We start from the raw sequence: 26,783 nt of genomic DNA, 5'->3' as shown, positions 1-26,783 counted from the left end.
CCCTCTCATCCCTTCAGGCCGGCCGAGGCCATGCCTTCGACAAAGTAGCGCTGCGCGACGAGGAACAGGGCGATCATGGGGAGGGTGGCCAGCGCCGTGCCCGCCATGAGGTAGTTCCACTGCACCTCGATGTCTGCCTTGCTGAAAACGGCGAGACCCAGCTGGATGGGCCGCATACGGTCGGTGCGGGTGGCGAGGAGGGGCCACAGGAAGTCGTTCCAGGACGACTGGAACTGGAAGACCGCGATGGTGATGACCGCCGGCTTGATCAGCGGGGTCATCACCCGCGCCCAGATGCCGATCTCGGAGAGACCGTCGATCCGCGCGGCGTCGGCCAGTTCGCCGGGCAGGTCGACGTAGAACTGCCGGGCCAGGAAGACGTACAGCGGAGCCAGCGCCCCCGGGACGATCAGCGCCCACCAGCTGTCGAGCCAGCCGGTGCCGCCCTGGCCCAGCCAGTCGTTGCCGCCGAAGAACGGGATCGAGCGGACGATGAGGAACTTCGGGACGAGGATGACGTACGCCGGGACCATGATCATGGCCACCGTGAAGCCGAAGACGATGCCGCGACCACGGATCGGCGTCCGGGCGAGCGCGTAGCCCGCCGCGCAGGCGAAGACCACGGTGATCAGGGTCTGGCCGGCTGCCATGATCACGCTGTTGCGGAAGTACAGGTCGAAGGGCGCTGCTCTGAACGCGTCGGCGAAGTTGCCCCACTGGATGTGCTTCGGCAGCCAGTCGGCGCTGCTGAGTTCCGCCTTGGGCTTGAGTGCGGTGAGCACCATCCACACGAAGGGGGCGAGCATGGCGAGCGCGCCCAGCGTCAGGACGGTGTACAGCAGGCCGCGGGCGGCAACACCGGTTCCGGTCTCGGTCCTAGTCACGGCGGGCCCCCTTGTTGAGCAGCATCACCGCGGCCGTCACCATACCGATGATCAGCAGGAAGACGATGGACTCCGCGCAGGCGTAGCCGAACTTCAGCCGGGTGAAGGCGTTCTGGTAGATGTCGTAGGTCAGGACGAGTGTGCTGTTGATCGGACCACCCTGGGTCATCACATAGACCTGCTCGAAGACCTGGAACGAGAAGATCACCGAGGTGACGAGCACGAAGAGGTTGGCCGAGGAGATCGACGGCCAGATGACGTTACGGAAGACCTGCAGGCGGTTCGCGCCGTCGAGCTGCGCGGCCTCCTTCAGCTCACGGGGCACGGTCTGAAGTGCGGCGAGGTAGATCACCATCTTGGTGCCAAGGCCCTGCCAGATGCCGAGCACCATGATCGCGGGCAGGGACCACTGGGTGCTGCCCAGCCAGTTGACGCGTGCGATGCCGAACAGCGCCAGGAACTGGTTGACCGCACCGAGGTTGGGGTCGAGGAGCCAGAGCCAGACCACGGCGATCGCCACGGTCGCTGTCATGTGCGGCAGGTAGTAGGCGGTGCGGAAGAAGCCGCGCAGCTTGATCTTCTGATCGAGGGCGAGTGCGATGAGCAGGGCTATGCCCATGCCGACGGGCACCACCACGACGGTGTAGACGACGGTGTTCCACAGGGCGGTGCGGAAACGGTCGTCGTCCAGCAGGGTCGCGTAATTCTGCAGGCCGATCCACTGCGGGGCCTGCAGGAAGTCGTACCGGAAGAAGCTGAATCCCAGCATCATCAGCACCGGTGCGGCGACGAAAAGCCCCATGTGCGCGAGACTCGGCGCGAGCAGGGTCCAACCTGCCCTGCGCTGGCTGCGGGTGAGCCGACGGGACTCCGGCGATGGGCCGGCGGCACGGCCCCGGGCTTTCGAGCCGGCCGGGGTGCGGGGTGCGGTGATCGTGCTCATCACATCGCCCCCGCCTTCTTGGCGAGGATGTCCAGGCCCTGTTGCGGACTGCGGCGGCCCATCAGCACCTCGTCGAGCGCCGGGGTGAAGGCGTTCTGCAGGTCGAGCCAGTTCGGAGCACCACCCGCATAGGCGGAAGCCGCGGTGGACTTCGCGGCGAACTCGCTCGCCGGGTTGGACTTCTCCACCGCGGATCCGACGGCCGCGCTCGCAGCGGGTATCGCGAGGTTGAGCTTCGCCAGGTCCTGTTCGGCCTCGGGCGAGGTGAGCACTTTCAGCAACTGGTAGGAGGCACCGGGAAGTTTGGTGCGCGAGGACAAGGAGACGATCTGCCCGCCCATGAACATCGACTCCTCGGAGCCAGTGATATTGAAGAACCCCAGGTCGTCACAGGTCTTCTTGCCGATTCCGGTCTTGTTGTCACAGTCCACGTAGGCACCGGTGAAGCCCATCGCCGCCCGGTCGGAGAGGACGAGCGGGCTGCCGTCGGCCGCCCCGGTCGCGAAGTCCGTGGCACGGTCCTTGCTGATCAGGTCGTCCATCACCTGGAGAGCCTCGACACCCTTCGGTTCGTTGAAGGCCGCCGCACCACCGCTGTCATACATCCGGCCGCCGGTGGCTTTGAGGAAGGTGACGTAGTCCTGGATGTACTGGTGCTGGACCGGGTTGACCCAGAAGTCGAAGCCCGAGCGGACCAGTTTGCCGCCCTTGCGGATCGTGAGCTTCTTGGCGTAGGACCGCAGCTGGGCCAGGGTCGTCGGTGGTTTGTCGGGGTCGAGCCCGGCCGCCCGGAAGTCGCTCTTGCGGTACGCGATGACTTTCGCACCGCCGATGTTCGGCACCCCGTACACCTTGCCGTCGTACACGGCGGGCTGCACGAAGCCGGGCCGCACCTGCTGGGCGAGCGACTTGGGGGTGAGGCCGAAAGCGGAGAGGTCGGCGAAGGCGCCCTTGTCCGCGAAGGGCGGGATCCAGCCGACACCGGTGACCATCACGTCAGGCATGTCACCCGCCGCGATGGAAGTGGTGACCTTCTCGCTCAGATGCGAGAAGGAGGCAAGGTCGGTCTCGACCTTCACCTTGGGATACGTCCGGTGGAAGGTGTCGATGACCTTCTGGAGGGCCGCCTTGCCCTCCGGGGTGGTCGGATAGCCGGGTGTCATGAAGTGCAGTGTTCCGCTGACCTGGGACGGGTCCTTGTCGAGCGAGAAGCTGCCGACCGCCGATGTGCGGTCCGCGCATCCGGTCACGGACAGCAGGCCCGCCAGGGCCAGCGCCGCAGCCAGACACCGCGCCGAGCTGCGCATGTCTGTCTCCCGGGATGGATAGAAACCGGTTGTCGGAGTGAGCATAGGTAGGAGCTCCCAGCCCGACAAGACTCTGGGCGGAGGAATCGACAACCGGTTTCTACGCTCACTGTCCTCGTCCATGCGCCGGGCGAAGGCGTCCTCAGGACGACGAGCAGGGTGTCCTCAGGAGCGACGGAACAGACGGTGGAGCAGTAGCGCGGGTGCGCTGATGCCGCACACCGGCGCCAGGCCGGGAAGCCGCCACAGCACCGCGGCCCAGGTCACACAGGCGGCCAGCGCAAGCAGACAGCGACCGGGACGGGTGACGGCCGGCTGCAGCGCGGCGCGCACCAGACTGCCGAACGAGGCATCGGCCCTGTCCTCGTGCGAGGCCACCTCGAAGAGGGTGAGGTGGCCGATCAGCACCAGCACGGCCAAGGGCACGAGCGCGACAGCGGCCACGGCGAGCAGCGGACCGGGGGCGCCCAGCCAGAACGAGGCAGCGCACCAGAGCGCTGCCAGCAGCGGCAGACCGGCGACCGCGAGCGGCAGCGAACTGCGCAGCCGGGCCCGGAACTCGGCGATGAAGCGCACGCTCGGACGGGTCTCGCCCTCTTCGCGCCACGCACGCAGGCTCGCGTGCAGGGCGATTCCCGCCCCGTAGGAGGTGATCAGCGGCAGCGCGGCAAGCAGCCAGCACAGATTCAGCACCGCCAGCTGGGCGGGGAATTCCAGCCACTTCAGGAGCCGGGTACTGCCCGCTCCGGCAGCACCGTCGGAGTCGGCGGTGTCAGCGGCTCCGGCGGTCACCGACTGCCCGCCGGCGCTCATGTCACGCCGCCGCCCGGCCGAGTCCCGACCGGCTGCTCGGCCGGCGGCCGAGCAGGCCGATCGGCGCGGGCCGCCCCGCCCGAGCCCCGCAGGTCACCTACCGAGTCCCGCACCACCACATGGGTGCCGAGCAGCCGATGCTCGTTCCGCGCCGTAGGACTCCGGTCCAGTGCGGTGCTCACCGCGATTCGCCCCAGTTCTTCGTACGGCACGTGCACCGTGGTCAGCGGCGGATACAGGTCGCGGGCGAAGGCGATGTCGTCGTACCCCGCCAGCGAGACGTCCTCCGGCACCCGCAGCCCGGCCTCACGCAGAGCCGTCAGGGCTCCCGCGGCCACCATGTCCGTCGTCGCGAAAACCGCCGTGAAGTCCAGCTCGGCGGCGAGCACCTCGCGCACCCGCCGGTGCCCGCCGTCCCGGGTGAAATCGCCCGTCCTGATCAGGGCTGGGTCCGGATCGATGCCCCGCGCCGCATACGCCTCGCGGTAGCCGCGCTCGCGGCCGTCCGCGGTCATATGGCCGCGGATGCCGCCCAGGAAGAGGATCTTGCGATGCCCATGGGACAGCAGGTGGCTGCAGAGGGCGAACGCGCCGCCTTCGTTGTCGTACTCGATCACCGTGGCGGGAACGTCCGGTCCCAACGGAGGCCTGCCGCACAGGACGAGCCGCGACCCCGCGGACTGCAGGGATCGCGCGATCCCGGACATGCGCTCATGGTATCCAGGGCTCTCCACCGTGCCGCCGACCAGGATGACGGCTGCCGCACGCTGCGCCCGCATCACTTCGACCACGGCGAGCTCCCGTTCGGGGTCGCCCTCCGTCGTGCACACCTGGCACAGGTGCCCGCGCCTGCTCGCTTCCCGCTCCACGCCGTGTGCCATCTGTGCGAAGGACGGGCCGGTGATGTCGTCGAGGACGAAGGCGACCGTGCTCGCTCCCGCGCCGGCGATGGCCCGGGCGCGGGCGTCGGCCACATAGTCCAGTTCCTTCACGGCGCGCATCACGCGGGTGCGCGTCGCCGCGCTCACCGGGTAATGGCCGGCCAGTACCCGCGAGACGGTGGAGGCAGAAACCCCGGCTCGGGCTGCGACATCGCGAATGGTGTGGCGCCCTGCGGCGTCGGCGCTCTTCCTGGTCAAGACCCTACCCCTGTCGGCAACCGGTTTCTGAGCGGAGGCTAGCAGTTGCTGAGCACAGGAGGGGAGAGGTTTCACCGATGGGTCTGGACCACTTCTTGCCGAGGCGGGGCGGGCAGGGGACGGCACGCGGTCTTCGAAAGTTTCCTGCCCGCACGGAGGGGTGTCATGGCTGCCGGGTGGGCCTAACATCCGGGATGCACCGGCCGTGACAACCGGTTGTCCACTCCCCCGCCGTCCCTTCTCGTTTTCAGTGTGTCTCCATTCTTCTGACGTACCAGGCCCATGCGAACCAATGCTTTCGAAACTATGTCAAGAGACTTGACGCACTTTTAGGGACGGCAGCATGATCTGGCCACTCAGGTCCCCACCTCCCCGGGTGACCTGCGACCTTCGATGCGGAAGAGAGGCGTTCATGCGCTCACCTGCCGGCGCTCCGATGAGTCGCCGCCGGTTCCTCACGCTGTCAGCAGCCGGAGCCGCTGCCGGGGCGGCAGCACTCAACGGCTGCGCCCTGCAGGTCGCCGGCGGAGTCAGGGGTGGTGGCGGCGAATCCGTCACGATGATGGTCAACGACGGCGACATCGCCCCGGAACTGCTCAAGCAGGCCCACAAGGAACTCGGCATCCGGATCACGCTGGTCAAGAACGACATCACCCGACTGATCGCCATGATCACCAACGGCGATCCACCGGACCTGGTGCGCGGCATCGGCGCCCTGGATACGCCGTATTTCGCCGCCCGGGGCGTGGCCGAGGACCTGGATCCCTACTTCGCCACCAGTGCCGTCCTCAAAGCCGGCGACCTGGACCCGGTCAACGACCTGTGGCGCTACGACGGCACGACCCAGGGCAAGGGCCCGCGCTACGGCATGGCCAAGGACTTCTCCCAGGACTCCATGTTCTGGTACAACACCTCGCTCTTCGACAAGTCGGGCCTCGACTATCCGCCGGAAACCGAGTCGGTGACCTACGAGGAGTGGCTGGAGAAGGCCAAACGTCTCACCCAGCGCAGGAACGGCCAGACCACCGTGTACGGCGGCAGCTACAACGGCCTGGGCATCACCGTTCTCCTCGCGTCCCTGACGGTGGCCGCAGGCGGCAGCCTCTTCTCCGACGACTTCACCCGCGTGGACTTCACAGCTCCCGAGGCCCGCAAGGCACTGGACTGGTACGTGGGCTATGCGAAGGCGAGGGTCGGGCCGAGCCTCATCGACCCGGACCCCAACACCTGGGACGGGCCCACCTATCAGGCCGGACGCATGGCCATGTCGGGCAACGGCTACTGGCTGGGGGGCGTGTTCGCCGCCGACAAGCAACTCGCGAAGGCCTCGCGTCTGGCGCCCGCGCCGCACTTCGAGGGCGGCACGCGGATCAGCTCCTGCCAGGGCGGCACCGGGCTGTGGATGCCGAAGAAGGCACGGAACAAGGACGCCGCATGGCGGGTCTTCGAGTGGTTCTTCGGCGAAGGCCCCGCCAAGGACCGCGCCTCCGGCGGCTGGGGCATCCCCACCCTGAAGTCGCTGCGTCCGTTGATGCCCCATCAGGAGGCCTATCAGAAGCAGACGCTGAAGGTTCAGGAGGCCGAGCTGAAGCACTTCTCGGTGGTCCCCTTCACTCCCTACGCCAAGTGGGACGCCCTTGACGCCACCACGAACCAGATCATTCCAGCGGCGATGAAGGGCGAGATGCCGGTCAGCACCCTGGCGGACCGTCTGAACGCGGGGATGAACAGTCAGCTGAAGCGCGGCAAGGAGCAGGTGGGATGACAGTCGAGCAGATATCCCCCGTGTCGGACCGTCCCGGCCCGTCCGCCGTACGAACCGGCGCGGCCCGCAAGGCCGACCGCCGGACCTCCATGACCGCGCGCAAGCAGCGGGCGTTCTATCTGTTCACCGCGCCCTGGGTCATCGGGCTCCTGCTGCTGACCATCGTCCCGATGGGATACGCGCTGTGGCTGAGCCTCACCACCTTCGACGGCATATCCCCCCACTGGCGCTACGTCGGGCTCGGCAACTACCGCGAGCTGCTGTCCGACTCGGTCACCTGGGGGGCGCTGGGCCGCACGGGCCTGTTCGCCGTGACCTCCGTGCCCCTGTCGATCATCGCGGGCCTCGCACTCGCGGTCCTCGTCAATCGTCCCCTCCGGGCGCGCGGCCTGTTCCGCACCCTGCTGTACCTGCCCGCCGTGGTGCCCCCGGTGGGCGCGGGACTCGCCTTCAAGCAGCTCTTCGACACGAACTCCGGCGCCGCCAACGGCATCCTGGGTTTCTTCGACATCAGGGCGGTGGGCTGGCTCGCCGATCCGTACGCCCGCTACGTCATCCTGATGACGGTCCTCTGGGGCGCCGGTAACGTCATGATCATTTCGCTGGCCGGGCTGCAGGACGTCCCCCGCGAACTCCACGAGGCGGCCCGAGTCGACGGCGCGAGTGCCTGGCGGACGTTCCGCAGCATCACCGTGCCGCTGCTCTCTCCGGTCCTGCTCTTCCAGACCGTCACCGGCGTCATCGCCTCGGTGCAGACCATCATGCCGTTGCTGCTCGCCGCCAATGCCAATCTCGCCGGCGTCACCGCGATCCCGCAGTCGAACTACATGTACATGATGCACGTCTTCGCGCAGTACTTCGCGTACGGCCGCTTCGGCTACGCATCGGCACTGCTGTGGGTGCTCTTCGTGCTGATCCTCATCGTCACAGGACTCATCTTCAAGGCCACGTCCGGCGTGGTGTTCTACAACGTCGACCCGGAGGCGAAGAAGTGACCACGGTACCTGTGGGCTCCATGACGGCGTTCCGGACGCGGCTGCGGATGTCCCGGCTCCTCCTTTACACCGTTCTCGTCTCGGTGACAGGGCTGTTCCTCGGCCCGTTCGGCTGGCTGGTCATCACCGGGCTCAAGTCGCCCGGCGAGCTCGCGGCTTCCCCGGTCCACTGGCTGCCCGATCACATCCAGTGGGGCAACTTCGCCGAAGCGTTCACCACGATCGACTTTCTCGGTTACGCCCGCAACTCCCTCATCATCGCCACCCTCTACGCCACTCTGGTGACACTGAGTTCGGCCTGGGTCGGCTTCGGGTTCGCCCGGCTGTCCGCGCCCGGCAAGAAGCAGATGTTCGGGGTGCTGCTCGGCTCGATGATGCTGCCGCAGATCGTCACGCTTTTCCCGACCTACCTGATCTTCGCGAAGCTCGGCATGGTCAACACCTACTGGCCGTGGGTGCTCTGGGGCCTTGCCTCCGCACCGTATCTGGTCTTCCTCTTCCGGCAGTTCTTCGCGGGGATGCCCCGTGAACTGGAGGAGGCCGCGATCATCGACGGCTGCGGCTATGTCCGGATCTTCTGGCGGATCTTCCTGCCCCAGTCCCTGCCGGTGATCGCCGCGAGCTTCGTGATCGCCTTCACCTGGACCTGGGGCGACTTCATCGCCCCCTCGCTCCTGCTGGACACCGACCGCACCACGCTCGCCGTCGCCGTCTCCAACTCCTACGTCAACGCATCCGGGGCGCCGATCAACAACCTGGTGGCCGCCGGAGCGGTGATGTACGTCGTGCCCATCCTGCTGATCTTCCTGGTCGCCCAGCGCGGCTTCGTCAGCGGAGCGGCCACCACCGGCCTCAAATGACCCTCCGCCCCCCGCTGTTCCCGTTTACAAGGAGTCATGCATGAACATGCCCCTGTCCCGCCGTACCGCCCTCCAGGCGGCAGGTGCCACCGCGCTCGCCGCCGGCCTGTCCGGCCTGACGGCCACGGCGGCCCGGGCGGACGACGGTCCCTCCGCGCCGAAGCTGGTCACCTACCCACGCCCGTCCGCCATGCCGACCAACACCAGCTTCAAGGTGCGGGTCCGGGTCGCCCCCGACGGCGATTGGCAGACCCTGGACAACTACCGGCCCCAGCTCGAGGAGATCAACGCCACCACCGGCTCGGGCAAGGTCTACAACACGTCGATGGTGTACTTCGACTTCCAGGGCTCCGTCGAGCTCGAGGTCACCTACCTCAAGGGCGGCACCACCAAGGCCCGCGTGAGACCCGACGCGCTCGGCATCAAGCCCGAACTGCTCGGCGACACCCTCCGCTTCACCCTCGACGAGCCGCGCGACATCGTCGTCCAGATCAACGACGAGATCTTCGACTGCCTGCACGTGATCACCAACCACATCGACCACCATCCGCCCGCCGCCGACGACCCGGACGTCATCTACTTCGGCCCCGGCATGCACAGCGTCACCGGCAACGTCCTCACCGTCCCCAGCGGCAAGACCGTCCACCTGGCCGGCGGCGCCGTGCTGACCGCACAGGTCTACTTCAAGGACGTGGAGAAGGCCTCGCTCACCGGCCACGGCATGCTCACCGCTGGCCCCGGCGCCATCCTGTGCGAGGGCAGCAAGAACATCCGCGTCGAGAACGTCATCCTCATGAACCCGAACGGCTACGCCGGCACCTTCGCCGAGAGCGAGAACGTCCATATCAGGAAGGCACGTTCGTTCAGCTCGAAGGGCAACGGCGACGGCTTCGACGTCTTCTCCTCCACCGGCGTCGTCTTCGACGGCTGCTTCATGCGCAACTCCGACGACTGCATCGCCATCTACGCCCACCGCTGGGACTACTACGGCGACACCCGCGACATCACCGTCCAGAACTGCACCCTGTGGGCCGACGTCGCTCACCCGATCAACGTCGGTACGCACGGCAACTCCGACGCCCCCGAGGTACTGGAAAACCTGGTCTTCAAGAACCTCGACATCCTGGACCACCGCGAGCCCCAGATGGGCTACCAGGGCTGCATCGCCCTCAACCCCGGCGACTCCAACCTGATCAGGAACGTGCACATCGAGGACGTCCGCATCGAGGACTTCCGCCAGGGCCAGGTGATCCACATGCGGGTCATGTACAACACGAAGTACAACACCTCGGTCGGCCGCGGCATCGAGGACGTCTACGTCAAGAACCTCAGCTACACCGGCACGCACGCCAACCCGACGCTGCTCCTCGGCTATGACGCCGACCACGCCATCAAGAACGTCACCTTCGAGAACCTGGTCATCAACGGCACCGTCGTCGCCGACTCGATGAAGAAGCCCACCTGGTACGCGACCACCGACACGGTCCAGTGGTACTACAACGAGCACGTCCTGAACCTGAAGTTTCTCACCACCGCCGAGGCCGAGGCGGCCGCCGCGTCATGAGCCTTCCCACCACGAGCCGCCGAGGCTTCCTCGGCGGCGCCGCGGCCCTGCTGCTGGCTTCGGGCGCGAGCGGACTGCTCGTGCCCGGCACGGCGCGGGCCGACGGCCGCACACCGGCCGGCCTCCGGGCCTTCTCCCACCCCGGGCTGCTGCACACCGCCGACGACCTCGCCCGTATGAAGGCCGCCGTCGCCGCCAAGGAATCACCCATCTACGATGGGTACACCGCGCTCGCGGCACACACGCGCTCCTCGTCGACCTACGCCGTGCAGAACACCGGACAGATCACCTCCTGGGGACGTGGCCCTTCGAACTACATGAACCAGGCCGTCGCCGACTCCGCCGCGGCCTACCAGAACGCCCTCATGTGGTGCGTCACCGGCGAACGTGCCCACGCCGACAAGGCCCGCGACATCCTCAATGCCTGGTCCGCCTCGCTCACCGCGGTGACCGGCGCCGACGGCCAGCTCGGTGCGGGCCTGCAGTGCTTCAAGTTCGTCAACGCGGCCGAACTGCTGCGCCACGGTGGCTACGACGGCTGGGCGGACGCCGACCTGGCCCGCTGCGAGGAGTCCTTCCTCCGGGTCTGGTACCCCTCCGTGTCCGGTTACATGTTGTACGCCAACGGCAACTGGGACCTGACGGCCATCCAGACCATCCTCGCCATCGGAGTCTTCTGCGAGGACCGCACCCTCTTCGAGGACGCGCTGCGCTTCGCCACAGCCGGTTCGGGTGACGGCAGTGTGCCGCACCGTATCGTCACCGACGCCGGCCAGGGCCAGGAGAGCGGCCGGGACCAGGGCCACGAACAGCTCGCCGTCGGCCTGCTGGCCGATTCCGCGCAAGTCGCCTGGAACCAGGGCGTGGACCTGTACGGCTACCTGGACAACAGGATCCTGAAGAACGTCGAGTACGCCGCCGGATACAACCTGGGCGGCGACGTCCCCTTCACAGCGGATCTCGACCGGACGGGCAAGTACATCAAGACGGCCGTGTCGGCCATCTCGCGGGGCAACCTGCCACCCATCTACGAGATGGCGTACGCCCATTACGACGGCGTGCGCGGGCTCGACGCACCCAACACGAAACGAGTGCTGTTCCGCGGTGCCGGCGGGGCCCGTGCGGTGGAGGGGAGCAACGACGACCTGCCGTCCTGGGGCACACTGACCTACGCCGGAGCTCAGGCCTCCCCCGCCGCGCCGACAGCGCCGGCCGGGCTCTTCGCCGCCGGTGAGGACAGAGCGGTCCAGGTCTCCTGGCTGCCGTCGGCGTGGGCGACCGGCTACACCGTACGGCGGTCGACCGCACCCGGCGGACCCTACGAGCAAGTCGCCGCCGGGGTCACGACCGCTCCGTACACCGATGACGCGGTGCACGCGGGCCGGACGTACTACTACACCGTGTCGGCCACGGACTCGTCCGGCGAGAGCGCGACGTCATCCGCCGTCGCCGCTACCGCGGGGCTCCCCGGGCACTGGGAGGCGCGGGACGTCGGGGACGTGCGCAGGGCCGGCAGTACGGTCTTCGACGGTGAGCGATTCGTCCTGGAGGCGGGTGGCGCCGACATCGGTGGCACAGCCGATGCCCTGCGCTTCGTTCATCTGCCGCTGCACGGGGACGGCGTGATCACGGCGCGGGTGGTGTATCCGCTCAGCTCGCAGTACTCCAAGGTGGGCGTCGCCGTCCGCGGGTCCCTGGCGGCGAACACGGCGCACGCCGCGATGCTGATCCAGGGCCTGCCGCTGCACACCTGGAGCGGCGTATGGACCACCCGGCCGGCGCCGGGCGGGCCGACCACCGGCACCGGCAGCACACCGGTCGCACCGTCCCAGCAGCAGACGATCACCACCAGTGCCTCCTTCCCCATCTCCGACCTCGGAACGCTCCCCGAGTCGGCGACACCGCTGACCGCGCCGTACGTCGAGGCGGCCGGCGACGGTTACCGGCTGCGCAGGCCGTACTGGGTGCGGTTGGAGCGCCGCACGAACCGGCTGACCGGATGGATCTCCCCCGACGGCGTCAGCTGGACCGAGGTGGGCTCCAGCGAGGTCGAGTTGGGCAGGAACGCGCACATCGGTCTGGTGTTCAGCTCCTGTCTGGGCGTCGACGCGTCGTACGCCGAGACCGGGACCGCCGCGTTCGACAACGTCAGCGTGCAGGCCCCGGCGGGAGGCGGCTGGACGATACCCCGACCGGCCGGCACGGCCACCGGCCTGCGGGCCGAAGCAGCGGCCGACGCGGTCGAACTCACCTGGACCGACCCGGACCTTTCGGCCCGGTACACGGTGCTCAGGGCGACCCGTGCCGCAGGACGGTACGAGAAGATCGCCACCGCGGTGGGCCCGCTGGGTTTCGGCGCCCGCACCCGGTACACCGACGCGACCGGCACACCGGGACGGACGTACTACTACACCGTCGCAAAGGCCAACTCCGCGGGAACCGGCCCGCGCCCCGACCCGGTGAGCGCCGTCATGCCGAGCCCCGCGGCGCCGGAGGCGGTCGCTTCGGCCACCGCCTACGCCAACCGGGGGGTCCCCTTCGATTACCTCATCAGCGCCTCGCACGAACCGACACGCTTCTCCGCGGCGGGGCTGCCCACAGGTTTGGACCTGGACAGGAGGACCGGTCTGATCTCCGGAACACCCACCGGAACCGGCGAGTTCACGGTCCGCACGACGGCCGGCAACGCGACCGGGAACGCCGGCACGGTTCTCGGGCTCACCGTCGGCGCACCGCCACCCGCGCCCTGGACATACGGCGACGTCGGCGACTTCGTCCTCGACGAGCGACAACTGGGCACGTACGGTGTGGCGGCCGTCCGCACACCCGGGATCACCAGTTATGAGAGCGGCAGCTTCACCGTCCGTGGCGCCGGCAGCGATCTGAACGTCAACGGACAGGGGATGACCGGCCAGTTCGCCCGCCTGCCGGTGACCGGCGACTGCGAGATCACCGCGCGGATCGTCTCGCGGGCGGGCTCCGTCACGGCGGACCGGGTGGGCCTGCTGATGGCCAAGTCGCTGTCACCGTTCGACCAGGCAGCCGGTGCGATCGTGACAAGCAGCGGCAACGCCGCCGCCGGCACCCCACAACTCCTGCTGCGCAAGACCGTGGCGGGCCGCACCACCTTCACCGGCGGCGCCCCCACCCCGCTGTCCCTCTGGTTGCGGCTGCGGCGCACCGGCACCACCTTCACCGCGGCCGTCTCGTCCGACGGCGTCACCTGGACCTCTCTCGGCCGGGACACCGTCCCGGACTTCGGTGACGCCTCCTACTACGCCGGGCTCATGGTCTGCTCCCGGGATCCGATGACCCTCAGCACCACGGTCTTCGACCACGTGAGCATCAGCTAGAGCCACGGGTCCGGAACGAGAGCCCCCCATTCGAAGAGTCCCGCAGGGACTCGAAGATCTCGCAGAATGGAGACACCCCACGTATGAACTCCATCGACCGCGACACCACACACCGCGAGCACAACCAACACAGGATGAGTCGCCGCAGCCTGCTGCGAACCGCCGGCGGCCTGGCAGCCGCCGGCGCCCTGGGCGGCGCTGCCACAGTTCTGACCCGTGGCAGCGCGAACGCCGCTCCCGCGACGTTCGCCCACCCCGGTGCGCTGCACGCCTACGGCGAACTGAACCGAGCCAAGGTCCGGGTGGCCGCGGGTGACGACCCGTGGCTGTCCGGCTGGCAGCGGATCACCGCCAACTCCCACTCGGCCAGCACCTGGAAGGCGAACCCGCAGGCCACCATCATCCGTGGCGGCACCGGCGAAAACTACGGCATCCTCTACAACGACATCCACGCCGCCTACCAGAACGCCCTGCGCTGGAAGATCGCGGGGACCTCGGCCAACGGTGACGCCGCCCGCGACATCCTCAACGCCTGGTCGGCCAAGCTCACCACGGTCACCGGCAACGCCGACCGCTTCCTGGCCGCCGGAATCTACGGCTACCAGTTCGCCAACGCGGCGGAACTGATGCGCGGATACAGCGGTTTCGACCTCGACCGGTTCAAGACGATGATGCTCAACGTCTTCTACCCGCTCAACAACCAGTTCCTCACCGGTCACAACGACGCCTGCATCACCAACTACTGGGCGAACTGGGACCTGTGCAACATGAACTCCATCCTGGCCATCGGCATCCTGTGCGACGACGGCGCGAAGTACGACCAGGCCGTGAACTACTTCAAGACCGGAGCGGGCAACGGCTCCATCGGCCATGCGGTCCCCTTCCTGTACGACAGCGAGGGCCTCGCGCAGTGGCAGGAAAGCGGCCGCGACCAGGGCCACACCATCATGGGCATGGGCCAGATGGGCGCGTTCTGCGAAATGGCCTGGAACCAGGGCGACGACCTGTACGGCTACGACAGCAACCGGTTCATGAAGGCCGCCCAGTACGTCGCCAAGTACAACCTGGGGCAGGACGTACCGTTCACCAAGTACACCTGGGGCACCGGGCAGAGCTGTGCGTACAGCGAGCAGACCGTCATCTCGTCCGGCTCTCGCGGGCAGCTCAGGCCGGTGTGGGACATCCTGCACTACCACTACGCGGGGCGCCGCAAGCTGTCCGTTCCCTACATCACGGCGATGGCCGAGAAGGTCCGACCCGAGGGCGGCGGCGGAGACTACGGATCGACCAGCGGAGGCTTCGACCAGCTCGGCTTCGGGACGGTGATGTACGCCAAGTGAGCCGCGCGTCCACCAAGTCGGAGCAGTGACCGTGATGTTCGTGCCCTGACGTGCGGACAGGACCGTGCGATAGGTTTTGCGTCTCCTTGACCGCGAACAACCCGACCAGTGGAGACACGCTTCCCGATGAACGACATCGTCAACGGACTTGGCCGCGCCGCCGTCTACGGAGCCCTCGGAGTGGTGCTGCTGATTCTCGGCATCGTCCTGGTGGACTTGCTGACCCCCGGAAAGCTCGGCCGGCAGATCTGGGAGGAACGCAACCGCAATGCCGCCACGCTGCTCAGTTCGGCGCTGCTGGGCATCGGCGGGATCGTGTTCACGTCCATATGGACGACGTACGACGACTTCGGCAAGGGCCTTGCGTCGACCGCGCTGTTCGGTGTGCTCGGCCTGGTGATGATGGCGGTCGCCTTCCTGATCGTCGACCTGGTCACCCCGGGGAAGCTCGGCGCGACGCTGGTCGAGCAGGAGCCGCACCCCGCGGTATGGGTCACCGCCTCCTGCAACATCGCGGTCGCGGCCATCATCTCGGCGTCCATCGCCTGACCGGGCCTCACCGACCGCCGGTGGCGGCGCCGAACCATGGCGCCGCCATCGCCGTTATTCGGCGTCGGACTCGCTGCCCACCGCGGCGGCCGCCGCGGCCTGCGCCGCCTCGGCCTGCACCCTGATCCGCTTCCCGACGACGGCGACGACCGCGAGCGCGCTGCCCGCGAAGGCCACGCCGACCGTCCACGGCTGGTCGAACCGGTGGTGGGTCGCGCGGTCGAGTGAGAGACGGCCCGGTCCCGCCAGTCCGATCACGGCAGCGGTGAAACCGAGGAAGGCGGGATACTCGTAGCCGCCGCTCTGGGCGAAGAAGCCGGCCGGGGCGTGAACCGCCACGGCTCCGGCCATCGCTCCCGCTGCCGCCGCCCCGGCAGCGGGCGTCGCCAGGCCGAGTGCCAGCAGCGCGCCACCACCCGCCTCACCGAGCCCGGCGGCGATCGCGCTTCGGCGGCCCGGCAGGAAGCCCATGTGTTCCATTCCGGCCGCCGTCCCCGCGAGTCCGCCGCCGCCGAACCAGCCGAACAACTTCTGGGCCCCGTGCGCGCCGAGCACCGCGCCGGTACCGAGCCGCAGCGCCAGCAGTCCGAGGTCATGTCGGTTGATGCAGGTCATCGGGGCTCCAGGTGAGTGGCTGCGGACAACGGCTTCGGGCGTACCTCTCCACTCTCCGCGCAACGGACCGCCCAGCCGTACCGGTGCTGGGCCATCCGGGCGGAACGGCCGACACACGTGTCACCCGGGGCGAGGATGCCGGGCCCCTACAGTGGCCTCCATGGAGACACCCGCCGACGAGGCAGCAGCCCGCGCGATACAGGACGAACTGCGTACCCGTGTGGTGCTGGACGAGCCCGGTCCGCCGCCGGGCACCGGTCTGATCACCGGTGTCGATGTGGCGTACGACGACGAGCGGGACGTGGTGGCCGCCGCTGCCGTCGTGCTGGATGCCGCCACCCTGGCGGTCGTCGACCGGGCGACCGCTGTCGGCCGGGTCGCGTTCCCGTACGTTCCGGGGCTCCTGGCCTTCCGGGAGATCCCCACCGTGCTGGCGGCGCTGGATTCGCTCACCGTGGACCCGGGTCTCGTGGTCTGCGACGGTTACGGCCTGGCGCACCCCAGGCGCTTCGGCCTGGCCAGCCATCTGGGCGTACTGACCGGACTGCCGGTGATCGGCGTCGCGAAGAACCCCTTCGCCTTCTCGTACGAGCAACCGGGCGACCGTCGCGGCGAGTTCACCGCGCTCATCGCCGACGACGGTGAGGAGGTGGGCCGGGCGTTGCGCACGCAGGACGGCGTCAAGCCGGTCTTCGTCTCGGTCGGCCACCGGGTCGGCATCGACAACGCCTGTGCCCACACACTGTGCTTGTCTCCCCACTACCGCCTTCCGGAGTCCACCCGCAGCGCCGACACGCTCTGCCGCCGGGCGCTGCTGGAGGCCACCGGGGTACGGCCCGGTTAGCCGGCGCCGCCCTGCCCGCCGACCCGCCGTACGACCCGCAGCAGATACCCCTTGCGGTCGAGGGGATCACGGTCCGTCCGCGGCCGGGACGCAATCTCCGCGCCGGCGAGCTGATAGTGGTCGAAGGTGGACTCCAGCACGCCCTCACCGCTGGTCAGGGTCGGCAGTTGCTGTCCCAGCCGGTGCACCGACGCCGCTGGGATGTCCCCCTCCAGGAGGTACGAGGCACCGTGTACGGACTGGGTGTGCGGAACGGCGCGCAGCCGCCCCAGAACCGGCAGCACCGCACCGAAGGCGTCGGCGGGGACCTCGAGCCGGAAGCGGTGCATCGGCTCGTGCACCGTGGTACCGGCCTGTCGCAGGGCGTCCATCAGCACCAGCGGTGTCAGATTGCGGAAGTCCCCGGCCGTGCTCGACATGCTCTTGTCGAAGGTGCCGTGCGCGTGGCTCTGCCGCGCCCAGTAACCGGAGTGCGTCAGGGTGACCGTGCAGTCGGTGACCTGCCATCCGCACATCCCCTGGCCCAGGGTTTCCATCACGGTGTCTTCGACCGCCTTGATCAGAGCGTAGGGCATGGAGCCGAGTTCCACCTCCAGCCGGAATTCCACGCCGCTGCCGACCGGTGCCGGTTCGATACGCAGTCCGACGGTGGCGAGAAAGGGATTGGGATCCTTCGCGATGTATTCGACGGCGTTCCCGGTGCCGGCCGGCCTTTCGATACAGATGGGGGTCGTCTCCCGGAAGGATACGGCCAACCCGAATTCACTCTCCAGCGTTGCCTGGATCACCTCTTTCTGAACCTCACCGTAGAGCGAAACGGAAATCTCCTGCCGCATCCCGTCGTGCCGGAGGTTGATCAGTGGGTCCTGCTCGGCGAGCTGCGAGAGCGCTGTGTGCAGCGCCCCCTTGTCGGCCGGGCGGCAGGGGACGACGACCGTTTCCAGGGTGGGCGGGGCGAAGTGGTGACGCGGTGCGGCGTCCTTGCGCGGTACGCCGATCACATCGCCCACCTGAATGCCGCCGAGCCCGCGGATCGTCCCGATCTGCCCCGCGGAGACCGATGCACGACTCACCACCGAACCTCGCTCGAAGACACCGATCGCGGTGACTTTCGCCTCGCTGTCCCGGCCGAACCGCAGCAGCCGTCGCGTATGGATGGTGCCGGAGAACATGCGTACCTGCGCGATCCGCTCGCCGGCCGGGCCGCGTTCGACCTTGAAGACGGTGCCCGAGACCGGGCCGTCCACGTCGCCCTCGGAGGACGGCAGTAGCTCCTTGATCCCGGCAATCAGCGCGTCCACACCCGCACCGGTCAGGGCCGAGCCGAAGTAGACCGGGTGAACGAGCGCCCGCCGGGTTTGCGCGGCCAGTACGCTCCGCAGACCGCTGTACGGCACCGGCGTGCGGTCGTCGAGGCAGGCGGCGAGAAACACGTCGTCGTTCTCGGCGAGCACGTCGGTCAGGGCGTCCGTGAAGTGGGTGTCGTCGGCCCCGTAGGGAGTGAATGCGGGTCCCCGGGTGCCGACTTCGCTGGGCGAGCCCATCGCGACGGCGGCGCTGCTCAGTTTCCCGGAGATGCCCCGCAGGATGCTGTCACCCTGGGCACCGGGGCGGTCGATCTTGTTCACGAAGATGAGCGTGGGAATGCGCAGGCGTCGGAGTGTCCGCATCAGTACGCGGGTCTGTGCCTGCACCGCCTCGACCGCGGAAACCACCAACACGGCGCCGTCCAGCACGCTCAGCGCGCGCTCCACTTCGGCGATGAAATCCGGATGGCCCGGAGTGTCGATCAGATTGACCGTGACATCGCCGATGACGAAGGAGACGACAGCCGACTTGATCGTGATGCCGCGTTGCCTCTCCAGCGCGAGAGTATCGGTGCTGGTATTCCCGTCACTCACGCTGCCGATCTCTTCGATGACGCCCGTGGCATACAGCAGCCGCTCGGTCAGGCTGGTCTTACCGGCATCGATATGGGCGAGAATTCCCAGGTTCAGAGAGCGCACGAAGTTCCATGTCCTCGAGATAGGGGTGAATTCCTGTCCGAATGAACATGAAAGATCCGCGCATGATCAGCTCCCTGGTCGCCTTACCGGTAAGGAGAACAGCCCGGCAGAACCACAGCCCGGCGAAAGCAGTACAGCAAGGGCCGCCCCGGTGCGCAAGCGATTTGTCCGGGCTGCGGAGCAGTGGACAGCCGGGTGCCGATCGCTATGCTGCGACAGACGCTCAGTCGAAGCGTTCAAACAGACAGTGTGCAGCGGTGCGGCGAGGGGGCCAACAGCATGCGGGAACCGGTCGAACTCAGGCGACAGCGGATCCTCGCCGTGGTGCAGTCACGCGGCACCGTCAAGGTCAGCGCGCTCGCCGACGAACTCGAGGTCTCGGTGGTCACCGTCCGGCGCGATGTCGAGGAGCTGACGCTGGCCGGAAAACTGCGGCGCGGACATGGGGTGGCCCGACCGGTGGACGACATCGGAGAACTGCGCGCCGTCCCGGCCGCACGCCCCGGGGAACCGGCCGGTGCATCCGCGGGAGAACCGACGGCGGATGGCGGCGCGGTCGTCCTGGTGGTGCCGGAACGGCATTCGTACCTCTACGAGACCCTGCACGGCGCCCGTAGCGTCCTGGAGGAATCCGGAATGCGGATCGCGCTGCATATCGCCCCGCAGTCTGCGGGCGCCGAACACCCCTTGGTGGAGAGGGCGTTGGCGAGCGGGGCGCGCGGCCTGCTGATCGCGCCGCGGTGGCGCAGCGCCGTCTCGGAGGAGGCGGACTACGGCTGGCTCGCGGATGTGCAGGTGCCGACCGTGCTGATGGAGCGGCGCCCGCGGCCGGGCAGTGCCCTGCACGCGCTGGACTCGGTGTGCTCGGACCACTGGTACGGAGTGCATCTCGCGGTCGACCATCTGGTGGCCCTGGGGCACCGTCGTATCGTGCTGGCCGCCCGCGACGACAGTCCCACCGCCCGCACCGTCCGTGCGGCGTTCGCGGAGATCGCGGCGGCCAGGCCCGAGGTGGAGGACTGGACCGTGGTGCTCAGCACCCCGAACGCGGTGCCCGAGCCGGGTCGCGCCGCCGGGCGGACGACCGTGACGACGCCGGCCGGCACCGTGGCCGCGCCGCTCGACCTGGCCGCGCTGCTGCGCGAACGCGGAGCGACCGGTGCGGTGCTGCACGGTGATGTGGACGCACTGATGCTGGTGCAGCGACTCGCCGAGAGCGGTGTGCGGGTGCCGCAGGACTGCTCGGTGGTGGCGTACGACGATGTGGTCGCGGCGCTGGGCAGCACGCCGCTGACGGCCGTTTCCCCGCCGAAGGCGGAGATCGGCCGGGCCGCGGCCGAACTGCTGCTGCACCGGCTGTCCCGCCCGGCAGGCGACAGCGGCCCGGTGCGCCGGACGGAACTGCTGCCGACGCTGAAGGTGCGCGGGTCGGCCCGGACTCCCGCGCACTGATTGTTTGACCGCTTCGACTTTCTTCCGATCGATCTATTGACCTGCTCCGATCAGCCGATCAGTATTCCCGTGTCTCGACTCAACAGCCGCGGGAGGCGCCCATGCCCGGCCCACAGAGCCGTCGATCCGTGCTCGCCACGATCGCCGCGCTGCCTCTGGCAGGAGCGCTGAGCGCCTGCAGCGGTGGTGACGGGTCTGCGCAGCCGGGCAGCACGGGTACGGCCGGCACCCTCAGCCGCAGGAAGGCGAAGAACGCCACGCGTATCACTTTCTGGTCCGCGCTGCGCGGCAGCCAGCAGGTGGTGGACGCGTTCAATCGCACCCACGACACGATCCAGGTCGACTTCCAGCAAATACCCACCGGTGGCCAGGGCGGCTACGCGAAACTCAGCAACGCGGCCCGGGCCGGTAATGCCCCGGACGTCGCCACCATCGAGTATCCCCAGCTTCCCGGCTTCGCCATCGATGGTGTTGCCCGCGACATCACCGGCCTGGTCAGCGACAGTCTGCGCGCGAAACTGCTGCCGCAGTCACTCGGCCTGACCACCTTCGAGAAGCGAACGTTCAGTCTGCCGCTGGATGTCGAACCGATGGTGATGCACTACCGCAGCGACCTCTTCCGGAAGTACGGGATCGATCCCCCGACCACGTGGGACGAGTTCGAGGAGGCGGCCAGGACGGTGCGCCGTACGGGCGGCGGTCGCAGGATCACCACGTTCCCCACCGACGGCGCCCCTCAGTTCGCGGCGTGGGCCTGGCAGGCCGGCGCCCAGTGGTTCGACACGTCGGGCGGCGCATGGAACGTGTCGCTCACCGACGGGCCGAGCCGCCGCATCGCGTCGTACTGGCAGCGCCTCATCGACCAGGACCTGGTCTTCGTGAACGCGGTGGACAGCCAGCAGAACGATGCACAGGTCGGCGGCGGGCTCGTCCTGGCCAGGCTCAGCGGAGCCTGGGACGCGGGGGCGCAGATGACCGCTCATCCCGGCCAGAAGGGACAGTGGGCCATCGCCCCGCTCCCCCAGTGGGAGCCGGCTGCCCCCGCTCTCGGCACCCATGGCGGCTCCACCTTCGCGGTCACCGAGAGCAGTGCGCACCCGGAGGCGGCCCTGGAGTTCATCGAGTGGCAGGTGGCGCACCCCGACGCGTTGCGCGCCCGGCTCGCCAGCGGTGCGAGCAGCCAGTATCCGGCCGCGCCCGGACTGGTCGGCACCGGGCGCAAGGCCTTCGACCGCGCCTACTACGGCGGCCAGGACATCTACGGCCTCTTCGAGCAGGAAGCGCACAAGATCCGGGACGGCTGGGTCTGGGGACCGCGGATGACCGCGACCGGAAAGGTGATGCAGGACGGCTTCGCACGGGCGAGCGGCGGCCAGGGTTCCCTGATCGATGCGGTACGCGCGGCACAGCGAGGCACCATGCCGGACCTCAAGGCGCTCGGCCTCGCCACCACCGAGCGCGACAACTGACCCCTGATCCCCTTCCAGCAGCAGAGAGGCAGGTGACACTCATGAGCAGCCCCGCCACCACCCCCGCTTCACTCCCGTCCGGCACCGCAGCCCGTCCGTCGCAGGCGTCTTCGGCCGCCGGGCCCGCGCCGCGCTCCCCCGGTAGGCCGGCCAGGCGCCGCGAACTCGGCGCCTGCGGCGTCCTGATGACACCGTTCTTCATTCTTCTGGTCACGATCTTCCTGATCCCGGTCGGGACGGCCGTGTGGCTGAGTTTCTTCAGTGACGACGAGCCGGGGCTCGGATTCGGCCCGGAACGCCGGGTCTTCGTCGGACTGCGCAGCTACTCCGCGGTCCTGACCGACCCGACCTTCCTCGGCGCGCTGGGCACCATCGTGGTGTACAGCCTGATCTACATCCCGCTGCTGGTGATCGGCTCGCTGGCGCTGGCGCTGCTGCTGGACTCCGGTGTGGTCCGGCTGCGCTCCTGGGCGCAGCTCGGTCTCTTCCTGCCGCACGCGGTGCCGGGCATCATCGCCGCCATCATCTGGCTGTACCTCTACACTCCTGGCCTGAGTCCGGTGATCGATCTGCTCGGCAAGGCCGACATCACCATCGACTTCCTCGGTGTGCACACCGTGATCCCGGCGATCGCGAACATCGCGCTGTGGAGCAACCTGGGCTACAACATGGTGGTTTTCTACGCGGCGCTGCAGGCCGTACCGCGCGAGATCATCGAGGCGTCGCACGTCGACGGGGCGGGCCCGGTCCGTACGGCACTCCAGGTCAAAACCCCGCTGGTGCGGTCGTCGATCGTGATGGTGGCGATGTTCACGCTCATCTTCGCGCTTCAGCTGTTCACCGAGCCGATCCTGCTCAGCCAGTCCAGCCCGATGATCAACTCCCGCTTCTCGCCCAGCATGTACATCTACGACGCGGCGTTCACCCGCAACAACTACGGGCTGGCGGCAGCCGCTTCGGTGGTGCTGCTGATCTGCACGATCGCGCTGTCCTACGGAGTCACCCGGTGGACCAACCGCACCGACGCACCCGAGGAGGCAGCCCGATGAGCGCGACGAGCTCCACTCGCACCGCAGCAGCCCTGCGGCCCCGGCTGCTCGGCCGTTCGGTGGTCAATCTGGTGGTGGGCATCTCGGTGCTGTACACCGTGCTGCCGGTGTTGTGGCTGGTGCTGGCCGCGGCGAAGGACCAGGACTCGCTGTTCGGCAGCAAGCTGCTGTCGCTCCACCACTTCTCCTTCCTGCACAACCTGAAGAACCTCTTCGCGATGGACGGCGGCCTGTACGTCCGGTGGTACGGCAACAGCCTGCTGTACGCGGTCCTCGGCGCCGCGCTCGGCGCCCTGCTGAGCGTTGCCTGCGGCTACGCCTTCGACAAGTACCGCTTCGCCCACAAGGAGAAGCTGTTCGGTCTGGTCCTCGCCGCGGTCATGGTGCCGCAGACCGTACTGGCGCTGCCGCTCTACTTGATGGCGTCCGCGACCGGAGTGGTGAACACCTTCTGGTCGGTCTTCATCCCCGTCCTCTTCAATCCCTTCGGTGTCTATCTCGGCCGGATCTTCAGCCAGGGGTACGTACCCAACGAGGTGCTCGAAGCGGCGCGGGTGGATGGTGCCGGCGAGCTGGCCACCTATTTCCGGGTTGCGCTGCGGATGCTCGGGCCGGGCCTGGTGACCGTCTTCCTCTTCCAGCTCACCGCCATCTGGAACAACTTCTTCCTGCCGATGGTGATGTTGTCCGACCAGAACCTGTATCCGGTGAGTCTCGGCCTCTACACCTGGAACAGTGCCGCCACCGTCTCGCCCGAGTACTACCCCGTGGTGATCATGGGTTCACTGCTCGCCGTGCTGCCGCTGATCCTCGCCTTCGCGCTGCTGCAGCGCTTCTGGCGCTCGGGGCTCACGGCGGGTGCCGTCAAGTGACCGAACCGTCGAGCCGCCACCCCCCACACAGGAGAACGATGCCAAGCAGCACCCCCACCGCACACCGTCCGCGCACCGCTGTGGCCATGAGCCCGGAAGCGGCAACCGCGGTACTCGGCCCCGAACCGCTGGCCGCGCTGGCCGAGGTCTGCGACCCGGCGCCGCTGCCGGTGCTCGACGACTTCACCACCGAACGTGCTCGCGCCGTGCTGGCCGATACGGAGCTCCTGGTCACCGGCTGGGGCTGCCCGCCACTGGACGGCGCCGTCCTGGAGGCGGCTCCCCGGCTGCGTGCCGTGGTCCACACGGCGGGCACGGTCCGCGGCCACATCACCGAGGCCTGCTGGGAACGCGGTATCGAGGTCTCGTCGGCCGCCGCTGCCAACGCCCTGCCGGTGGCCGAATACACCGTCGCGATGATCCTGCTCTCCGGCAAGCGGGTCCTGGAACGGGCCCGCTCCTACCGCGCGGCCCGTCACCGCGACAGTGCGCTCGGCACTTCGCCGGAGGTCGGCAACTACCGTCGCACGGTGGGCATTCTGTCCGCCTCACTGATCGGCCGGCGCGTCATCGAACTGCTGCGCCCGTACGATCTGCCGGTGCTGCTGCACGACCCGTACGTCGCCGCGGCGGAGGCCGCCGCTCTCGGCGTGCGGCAGGTCGGCCTCGACGAGCTCTTCTCGCAGAGCGACGTGGTGAGCGTCCACACTCCGCTGCTGCCCGCCACCCGTGGACTGGTCAGCCGCGAGCTGCTCGGTTCGATGCGGCGGGACGGCGTCCTCATCAACACTTCGCGCGGCCCGGTGGTGGACCAGGAGGCGCTCATCGACGTACTCCGGCAGGACCGGATCCGGGCGGTACTCGATGTCACCGACCCCGACGTCCTGCCGCCCGGGCACCCGCTGTGGGAGTGCGAGAACGCGCTGATCACCCCGCACCTGGCGGGTTCGCAGGGCAACGAGTGGCGAAGACTGGCCGATCTGGCCATCGGCGAGGTGCGCCGCTGGGCCGCGGGCGACGGCTTCGCCCATCCCGTACACCAGGAAAGGCTGGCATTCCTCGCATGACGTCTCCTTTTGCACTCCCCGCCGACGACCGGGTACTGAGCCCGGGCACCGGTTACACCCGCGCGCACTGGGAGGCGGCGGCCGACGGCCTGCTGCACGCCGCGTGGCAGTGGGCGACCCCCGGCCGGGCGCTGCTCGATCTGCCGGGACGGCCCTCCGGCTCGGGGGTGCGTTCCGACGGACTCGAGGGGTACGCGCGTACCTTCCTGGCCGCCGCCTTCCGGGTGGCGGGCGCGGACGGCGAGGACCCGCACGGCTGGCTCGACCGGTATGCGGACGGACTCGCGGCGGGCACCCGCACCCCGGGCCGGGACGACATGGAATCCTGGCCGCTGATCCGCGATCACACCGTCTTCGGCCAGCCGATGGTCGAATCCGCCTCGGTCGCCATCGGCCTCCGGCTCACCCGCCCCTGGCTGTGGGACCGGCTGGACAGCGCGGTGCAGGACCGTGCGGAGGAATGGCTGCGCGGTTCGCTGCGCCACGTCCCCGCCCCCAACAACTGGTACCTCTTCCCCTACTCGGTGGCCGCGTTCCTGGAGTCGGTCGGCCGCGGCGACACGGAGACGGCCCGCGCCAAGGAACGGGCACTCGACCTGCTCGACGGCTGGTATCGCGGACAGGGCTGGTACGCGGACGGTGACGGCCGCGCCTTCGACCACTACAACGGCTGGGCGCTGCACCTGTATCCGGTGCTCGACGCCCATCTGTCGGGCGACGAACGGCTGTCCGCCCGTTACGGCAGCAGGCTGCGCGAACATCTGGAGGGCTTCTCCCTGCTGTTCGGCGCCGACGGCGCACCGATCCACTTCGGCCGCTCGCTCTCCTACCGTTTCGCGGCCGCGTCGTCGGTGGCGCTCGGCGCGCTCACCGGCCACACCCCGCTCGCGCCGGGCGCCTCACGGCGCCTGGCCAGCGGCGCCCTGCGCTACTTCGTCGACCGGGGTGCTGTCGGCAGCGACGGGCTGCTGAGCCTCGGCTGGCACGGCCCGCACGACGCCTCCATCCAGCACTACTCGGGTCCCGCGTCCCCCTACTGGGCGTCCAAGGCCTTCGTCGCGTTGCTGGCGCCGGCCGATCATCCGCTGTGGACGGCTACCGAGGAGATGGCGCCCAGTGAGGGCCCCGACCAGGTGCTCGCGCTGCCGGCACCGGGACTGCTCGTACAGACCACGCAGGCGGACGGCATCGTACGGCTGCACAACCACGGCAGCGACCATCTCCGGCCGCACGAAGGCGAGTCGGGCGTACTTGACGACCCGCTCTACAGCCGTCATGCCTACTCGACCGTGACCGGACCGACGGCCAGGGAGAACGCCGCGGACAACCACCTCGCCGTGGTGATCGCGGGTGAGCGCAGCGGCCGCCGCGCCATCCGGCCACTGGGCGCCGGACAGGGCGACGGCTGGGGCTGGGCCGCGTCCTGGCACCGGCCGGTCTTCACCTCGGGGGCGCCGATGGTGCCGGGACTGCGGGTGGAGAGCGTCACGGTGGTCCGCGGGCGGTACGAGCTACGGGTGCACCGGGTGGCCGGCGCTCCGCACGGCGCCCGGGTGGAACACACCGGCTGGGCGGCCGGCCCCGTTAAGCCGGCCGAGGAAGGGGTGCGTTCGGAACTTCTCGGGCTGCACGGCTGGGAGGACCACGGCGAGGTCCGCGCCCCGCAGGGAACCGCCTTCACCCGCTGGGCGGTGCTGCCCCGACTGAGTGCCCCGGTGCAGGGCACCGCGCTCTTCGTCGCTCTCGCCACGCTGACCGGGGAATCCGACGCAGCCCCGCTCACCGACGTCGTGAGCGGGGTGCGGGTGGACGGGGACGCGGTCGAGGTCGGCTGGGCGGACGACGGTTCGACGACCCGGATCGCCTTCGAACCGCTGACCGTCGACCACCGCTGACC

General features: G+C 68.8%; 21 protein-coding genes. 14 read left to right on the top strand and 7 right to left on the bottom strand.

Annotated elements, in window-relative coordinates; translation table 11 throughout:
• Nucleotides 1–5: 5 nt before the first annotated feature.
• The 5 genes from AB0436_RS05950 to AB0436_RS05930 all read right to left on the bottom strand — a co-directional run bounded on the left by AB0436_RS05950 (nt 6) and on the right by AB0436_RS05930 (nt 5,086).
• Nucleotides 6–884, bottom strand: coding sequence for a carbohydrate ABC transporter permease (locus AB0436_RS05950; RefSeq protein ID WP_366466475.1), 879 nt, complete (start codon nt 882–884; stop codon nt 6–8).
• Nucleotides 877–1,827 (bottom strand): sugar ABC transporter permease, encoded by a 951-nt coding sequence (locus tag AB0436_RS05945; protein WP_366466474.1) that lies wholly within the window; start codon nt 1,825–1,827, stop codon nt 877–879. Before AB0436_RS05945 ends, AB0436_RS05950 begins: the two co-directional genes overlap by 8 nt.
• On the bottom strand, nt 1,827–3,134 hold the full coding sequence (locus AB0436_RS05940; RefSeq protein ID WP_366466473.1) for an extracellular solute-binding protein: 1,308 nt from the start codon (nt 3,132–3,134) through the stop codon (nt 1,827–1,829). Before AB0436_RS05940 ends, AB0436_RS05945 begins: the two co-directional genes overlap by 1 nt.
• A 165-nt stretch (nt 3,135–3,299) precedes the next feature.
• A complete protein-coding gene (locus AB0436_RS05935) occupies nt 3,300–3,947 on the bottom strand; it encodes a DUF624 domain-containing protein (protein WP_366466472.1) in 648 nt (215 codons plus the stop codon).
• On the bottom strand, nt 3,944–5,086 hold the full coding sequence (locus AB0436_RS05930) for a LacI family DNA-binding transcriptional regulator (protein WP_366466471.1): 1,143 nt from the start codon (nt 5,084–5,086) through the stop codon (nt 3,944–3,946). The genes AB0436_RS05935 and AB0436_RS05930 overlap by 4 nt, the downstream gene beginning before the upstream one ends.
• A 412-nt stretch (nt 5,087–5,498) precedes the next feature.
• Here AB0436_RS05930 and AB0436_RS05925 point away from each other — a divergent pair, with 412 nt between their 5' ends.
• The 7 genes from AB0436_RS05925 (at nt 5,499) to AB0436_RS05895 (ending at nt 15,512) form a co-directional block, all read left to right on the top strand.
• A complete protein-coding gene (locus AB0436_RS05925; protein ID WP_366466470.1) occupies nt 5,499–6,851 on the top strand; it encodes an extracellular solute-binding protein in 1,353 nt (450 codons plus the stop codon).
• Nucleotides 6,848–7,846: a sugar ABC transporter permease gene (locus AB0436_RS05920; protein WP_366466469.1), complete on the top strand. Its 999-nt coding sequence runs from the start codon at nt 6,848–6,850 to the stop codon at nt 7,844–7,846. Before AB0436_RS05925 ends, AB0436_RS05920 begins: the two co-directional genes overlap by 4 nt.
• A gap of 20 nt (nt 7,847–7,866) precedes the next feature.
• Complete coding sequence (locus AB0436_RS05915; protein ID WP_366466886.1) at nt 7,867–8,706, top strand: carbohydrate ABC transporter permease; 840 nt, start codon at nt 7,867–7,869, stop codon at nt 8,704–8,706.
• Nucleotides 8,707–8,746: 40 nt separating this feature from the next.
• Nucleotides 8,747–10,270 (top strand): glycosyl hydrolase family 28 protein, encoded by a 1,524-nt coding sequence (locus AB0436_RS05910; protein ID WP_366466468.1) that lies wholly within the window; start codon nt 8,747–8,749, stop codon nt 10,268–10,270.
• Nucleotides 10,267–13,623: an alginate lyase family protein gene (locus AB0436_RS05905; RefSeq protein WP_366466467.1), complete on the top strand. Its 3,357-nt coding sequence runs from the start codon at nt 10,267–10,269 to the stop codon at nt 13,621–13,623. Before AB0436_RS05910 ends, AB0436_RS05905 begins: the two co-directional genes overlap by 4 nt.
• An 83-nt stretch (nt 13,624–13,706) precedes the next feature.
• Nucleotides 13,707–14,963 carry an alginate lyase family protein gene (locus AB0436_RS05900; protein WP_366466466.1) on the top strand — a complete coding sequence of 419 codons (1,257 nt, stop codon included), beginning with the start codon at nt 13,707–13,709 and terminating at the stop codon, nt 14,961–14,963.
• 126 nt (nt 14,964–15,089) lie between these two features.
• Nucleotides 15,090–15,512 (top strand): DUF350 domain-containing protein, encoded by a 423-nt coding sequence (locus tag AB0436_RS05895; RefSeq protein WP_365858786.1) that lies wholly within the window; start codon nt 15,090–15,092, stop codon nt 15,510–15,512.
• Nucleotides 15,513–15,566: 54 nt separating this feature from the next.
• On the opposite strand, the gene AB0436_RS05890 is transcribed toward AB0436_RS05895, so the two are convergent.
• Nucleotides 15,567–16,127, bottom strand: a complete 561-nt coding sequence (locus AB0436_RS05890; RefSeq protein ID WP_366466465.1) for a DoxX family membrane protein — start codon at nt 16,125–16,127, stop codon at nt 15,567–15,569.
• A gap of 160 nt (nt 16,128–16,287) precedes the next feature.
• On the opposite strand from AB0436_RS05890, the gene AB0436_RS05885 reads away from it, so the two are divergent.
• Nucleotides 16,288–16,971: an endonuclease V gene (locus AB0436_RS05885; protein WP_366466464.1), complete on the top strand. Its 684-nt coding sequence runs from the start codon at nt 16,288–16,290 to the stop codon at nt 16,969–16,971.
• On the opposite strand, the gene AB0436_RS05880 is transcribed toward AB0436_RS05885, so the two are convergent.
• Nucleotides 16,968–18,977 (bottom strand): translation factor GTPase family protein, encoded by a 2,010-nt coding sequence (locus AB0436_RS05880; RefSeq protein ID WP_366466463.1) that lies wholly within the window; start codon nt 18,975–18,977, stop codon nt 16,968–16,970. The genes AB0436_RS05885 and AB0436_RS05880 overlap by 4 nt on opposite strands.
• A gap of 279 nt (nt 18,978–19,256) precedes the next feature.
• Between AB0436_RS05880 and AB0436_RS05875 the strand changes: the two genes are divergently transcribed.
• From AB0436_RS05875 to AB0436_RS05850, 6 genes are all read left to right on the top strand, one after another.
• Nucleotides 19,257–20,429 carry a substrate-binding domain-containing protein gene (locus AB0436_RS05875; RefSeq protein ID WP_366466462.1) on the top strand — a complete coding sequence of 391 codons (1,173 nt, stop codon included), beginning with the start codon at nt 19,257–19,259 and terminating at the stop codon, nt 20,427–20,429.
• 101 nt (nt 20,430–20,530) lie between these two features.
• Nucleotides 20,531–21,898 (top strand): extracellular solute-binding protein, encoded by a 1,368-nt coding sequence (locus AB0436_RS05870; RefSeq protein WP_366466461.1) that lies wholly within the window; start codon nt 20,531–20,533, stop codon nt 21,896–21,898.
• 41 nt (nt 21,899–21,939) lie between these two features.
• Nucleotides 21,940–22,947: a sugar ABC transporter permease gene (locus tag AB0436_RS05865; protein ID WP_366466460.1), complete on the top strand. Its 1,008-nt coding sequence runs from the start codon at nt 21,940–21,942 to the stop codon at nt 22,945–22,947.
• Nucleotides 22,944–23,819: a carbohydrate ABC transporter permease gene (locus AB0436_RS05860; RefSeq protein WP_366466459.1), complete on the top strand. Its 876-nt coding sequence runs from the start codon at nt 22,944–22,946 to the stop codon at nt 23,817–23,819. Before AB0436_RS05865 ends, AB0436_RS05860 begins: the two co-directional genes overlap by 4 nt.
• A 38-nt stretch (nt 23,820–23,857) precedes the next feature.
• Nucleotides 23,858–24,886 (top strand): hydroxyacid dehydrogenase, encoded by a 1,029-nt coding sequence (locus tag AB0436_RS05855; RefSeq protein ID WP_366466458.1) that lies wholly within the window; start codon nt 23,858–23,860, stop codon nt 24,884–24,886.
• The gene (locus tag AB0436_RS05850; RefSeq protein WP_366466457.1) at nt 24,883–26,781 is read left to right on the top strand and encodes a DUF2264 domain-containing protein; all 1,899 of its coding nucleotides are present in this window, start codon (nt 24,883–24,885) and stop codon (nt 26,779–26,781) included. The genes AB0436_RS05855 and AB0436_RS05850 overlap by 4 nt, the downstream gene beginning before the upstream one ends.
• The last annotated feature ends 2 nt before the right edge of the window (nt 26,782–26,783 follow it).

Source organism: Streptomyces sp. NPDC051322 (assembly GCF_040689485.1).
In the GTDB taxonomy this organism is placed as follows: domain Bacteria; phylum Actinomycetota; class Actinomycetes; order Streptomycetales; family Streptomycetaceae; genus Streptomyces.
Note: the sequence above shows the minus strand (reverse complement) of the source record. Positions and strands in the feature narration are given on the sequence as shown.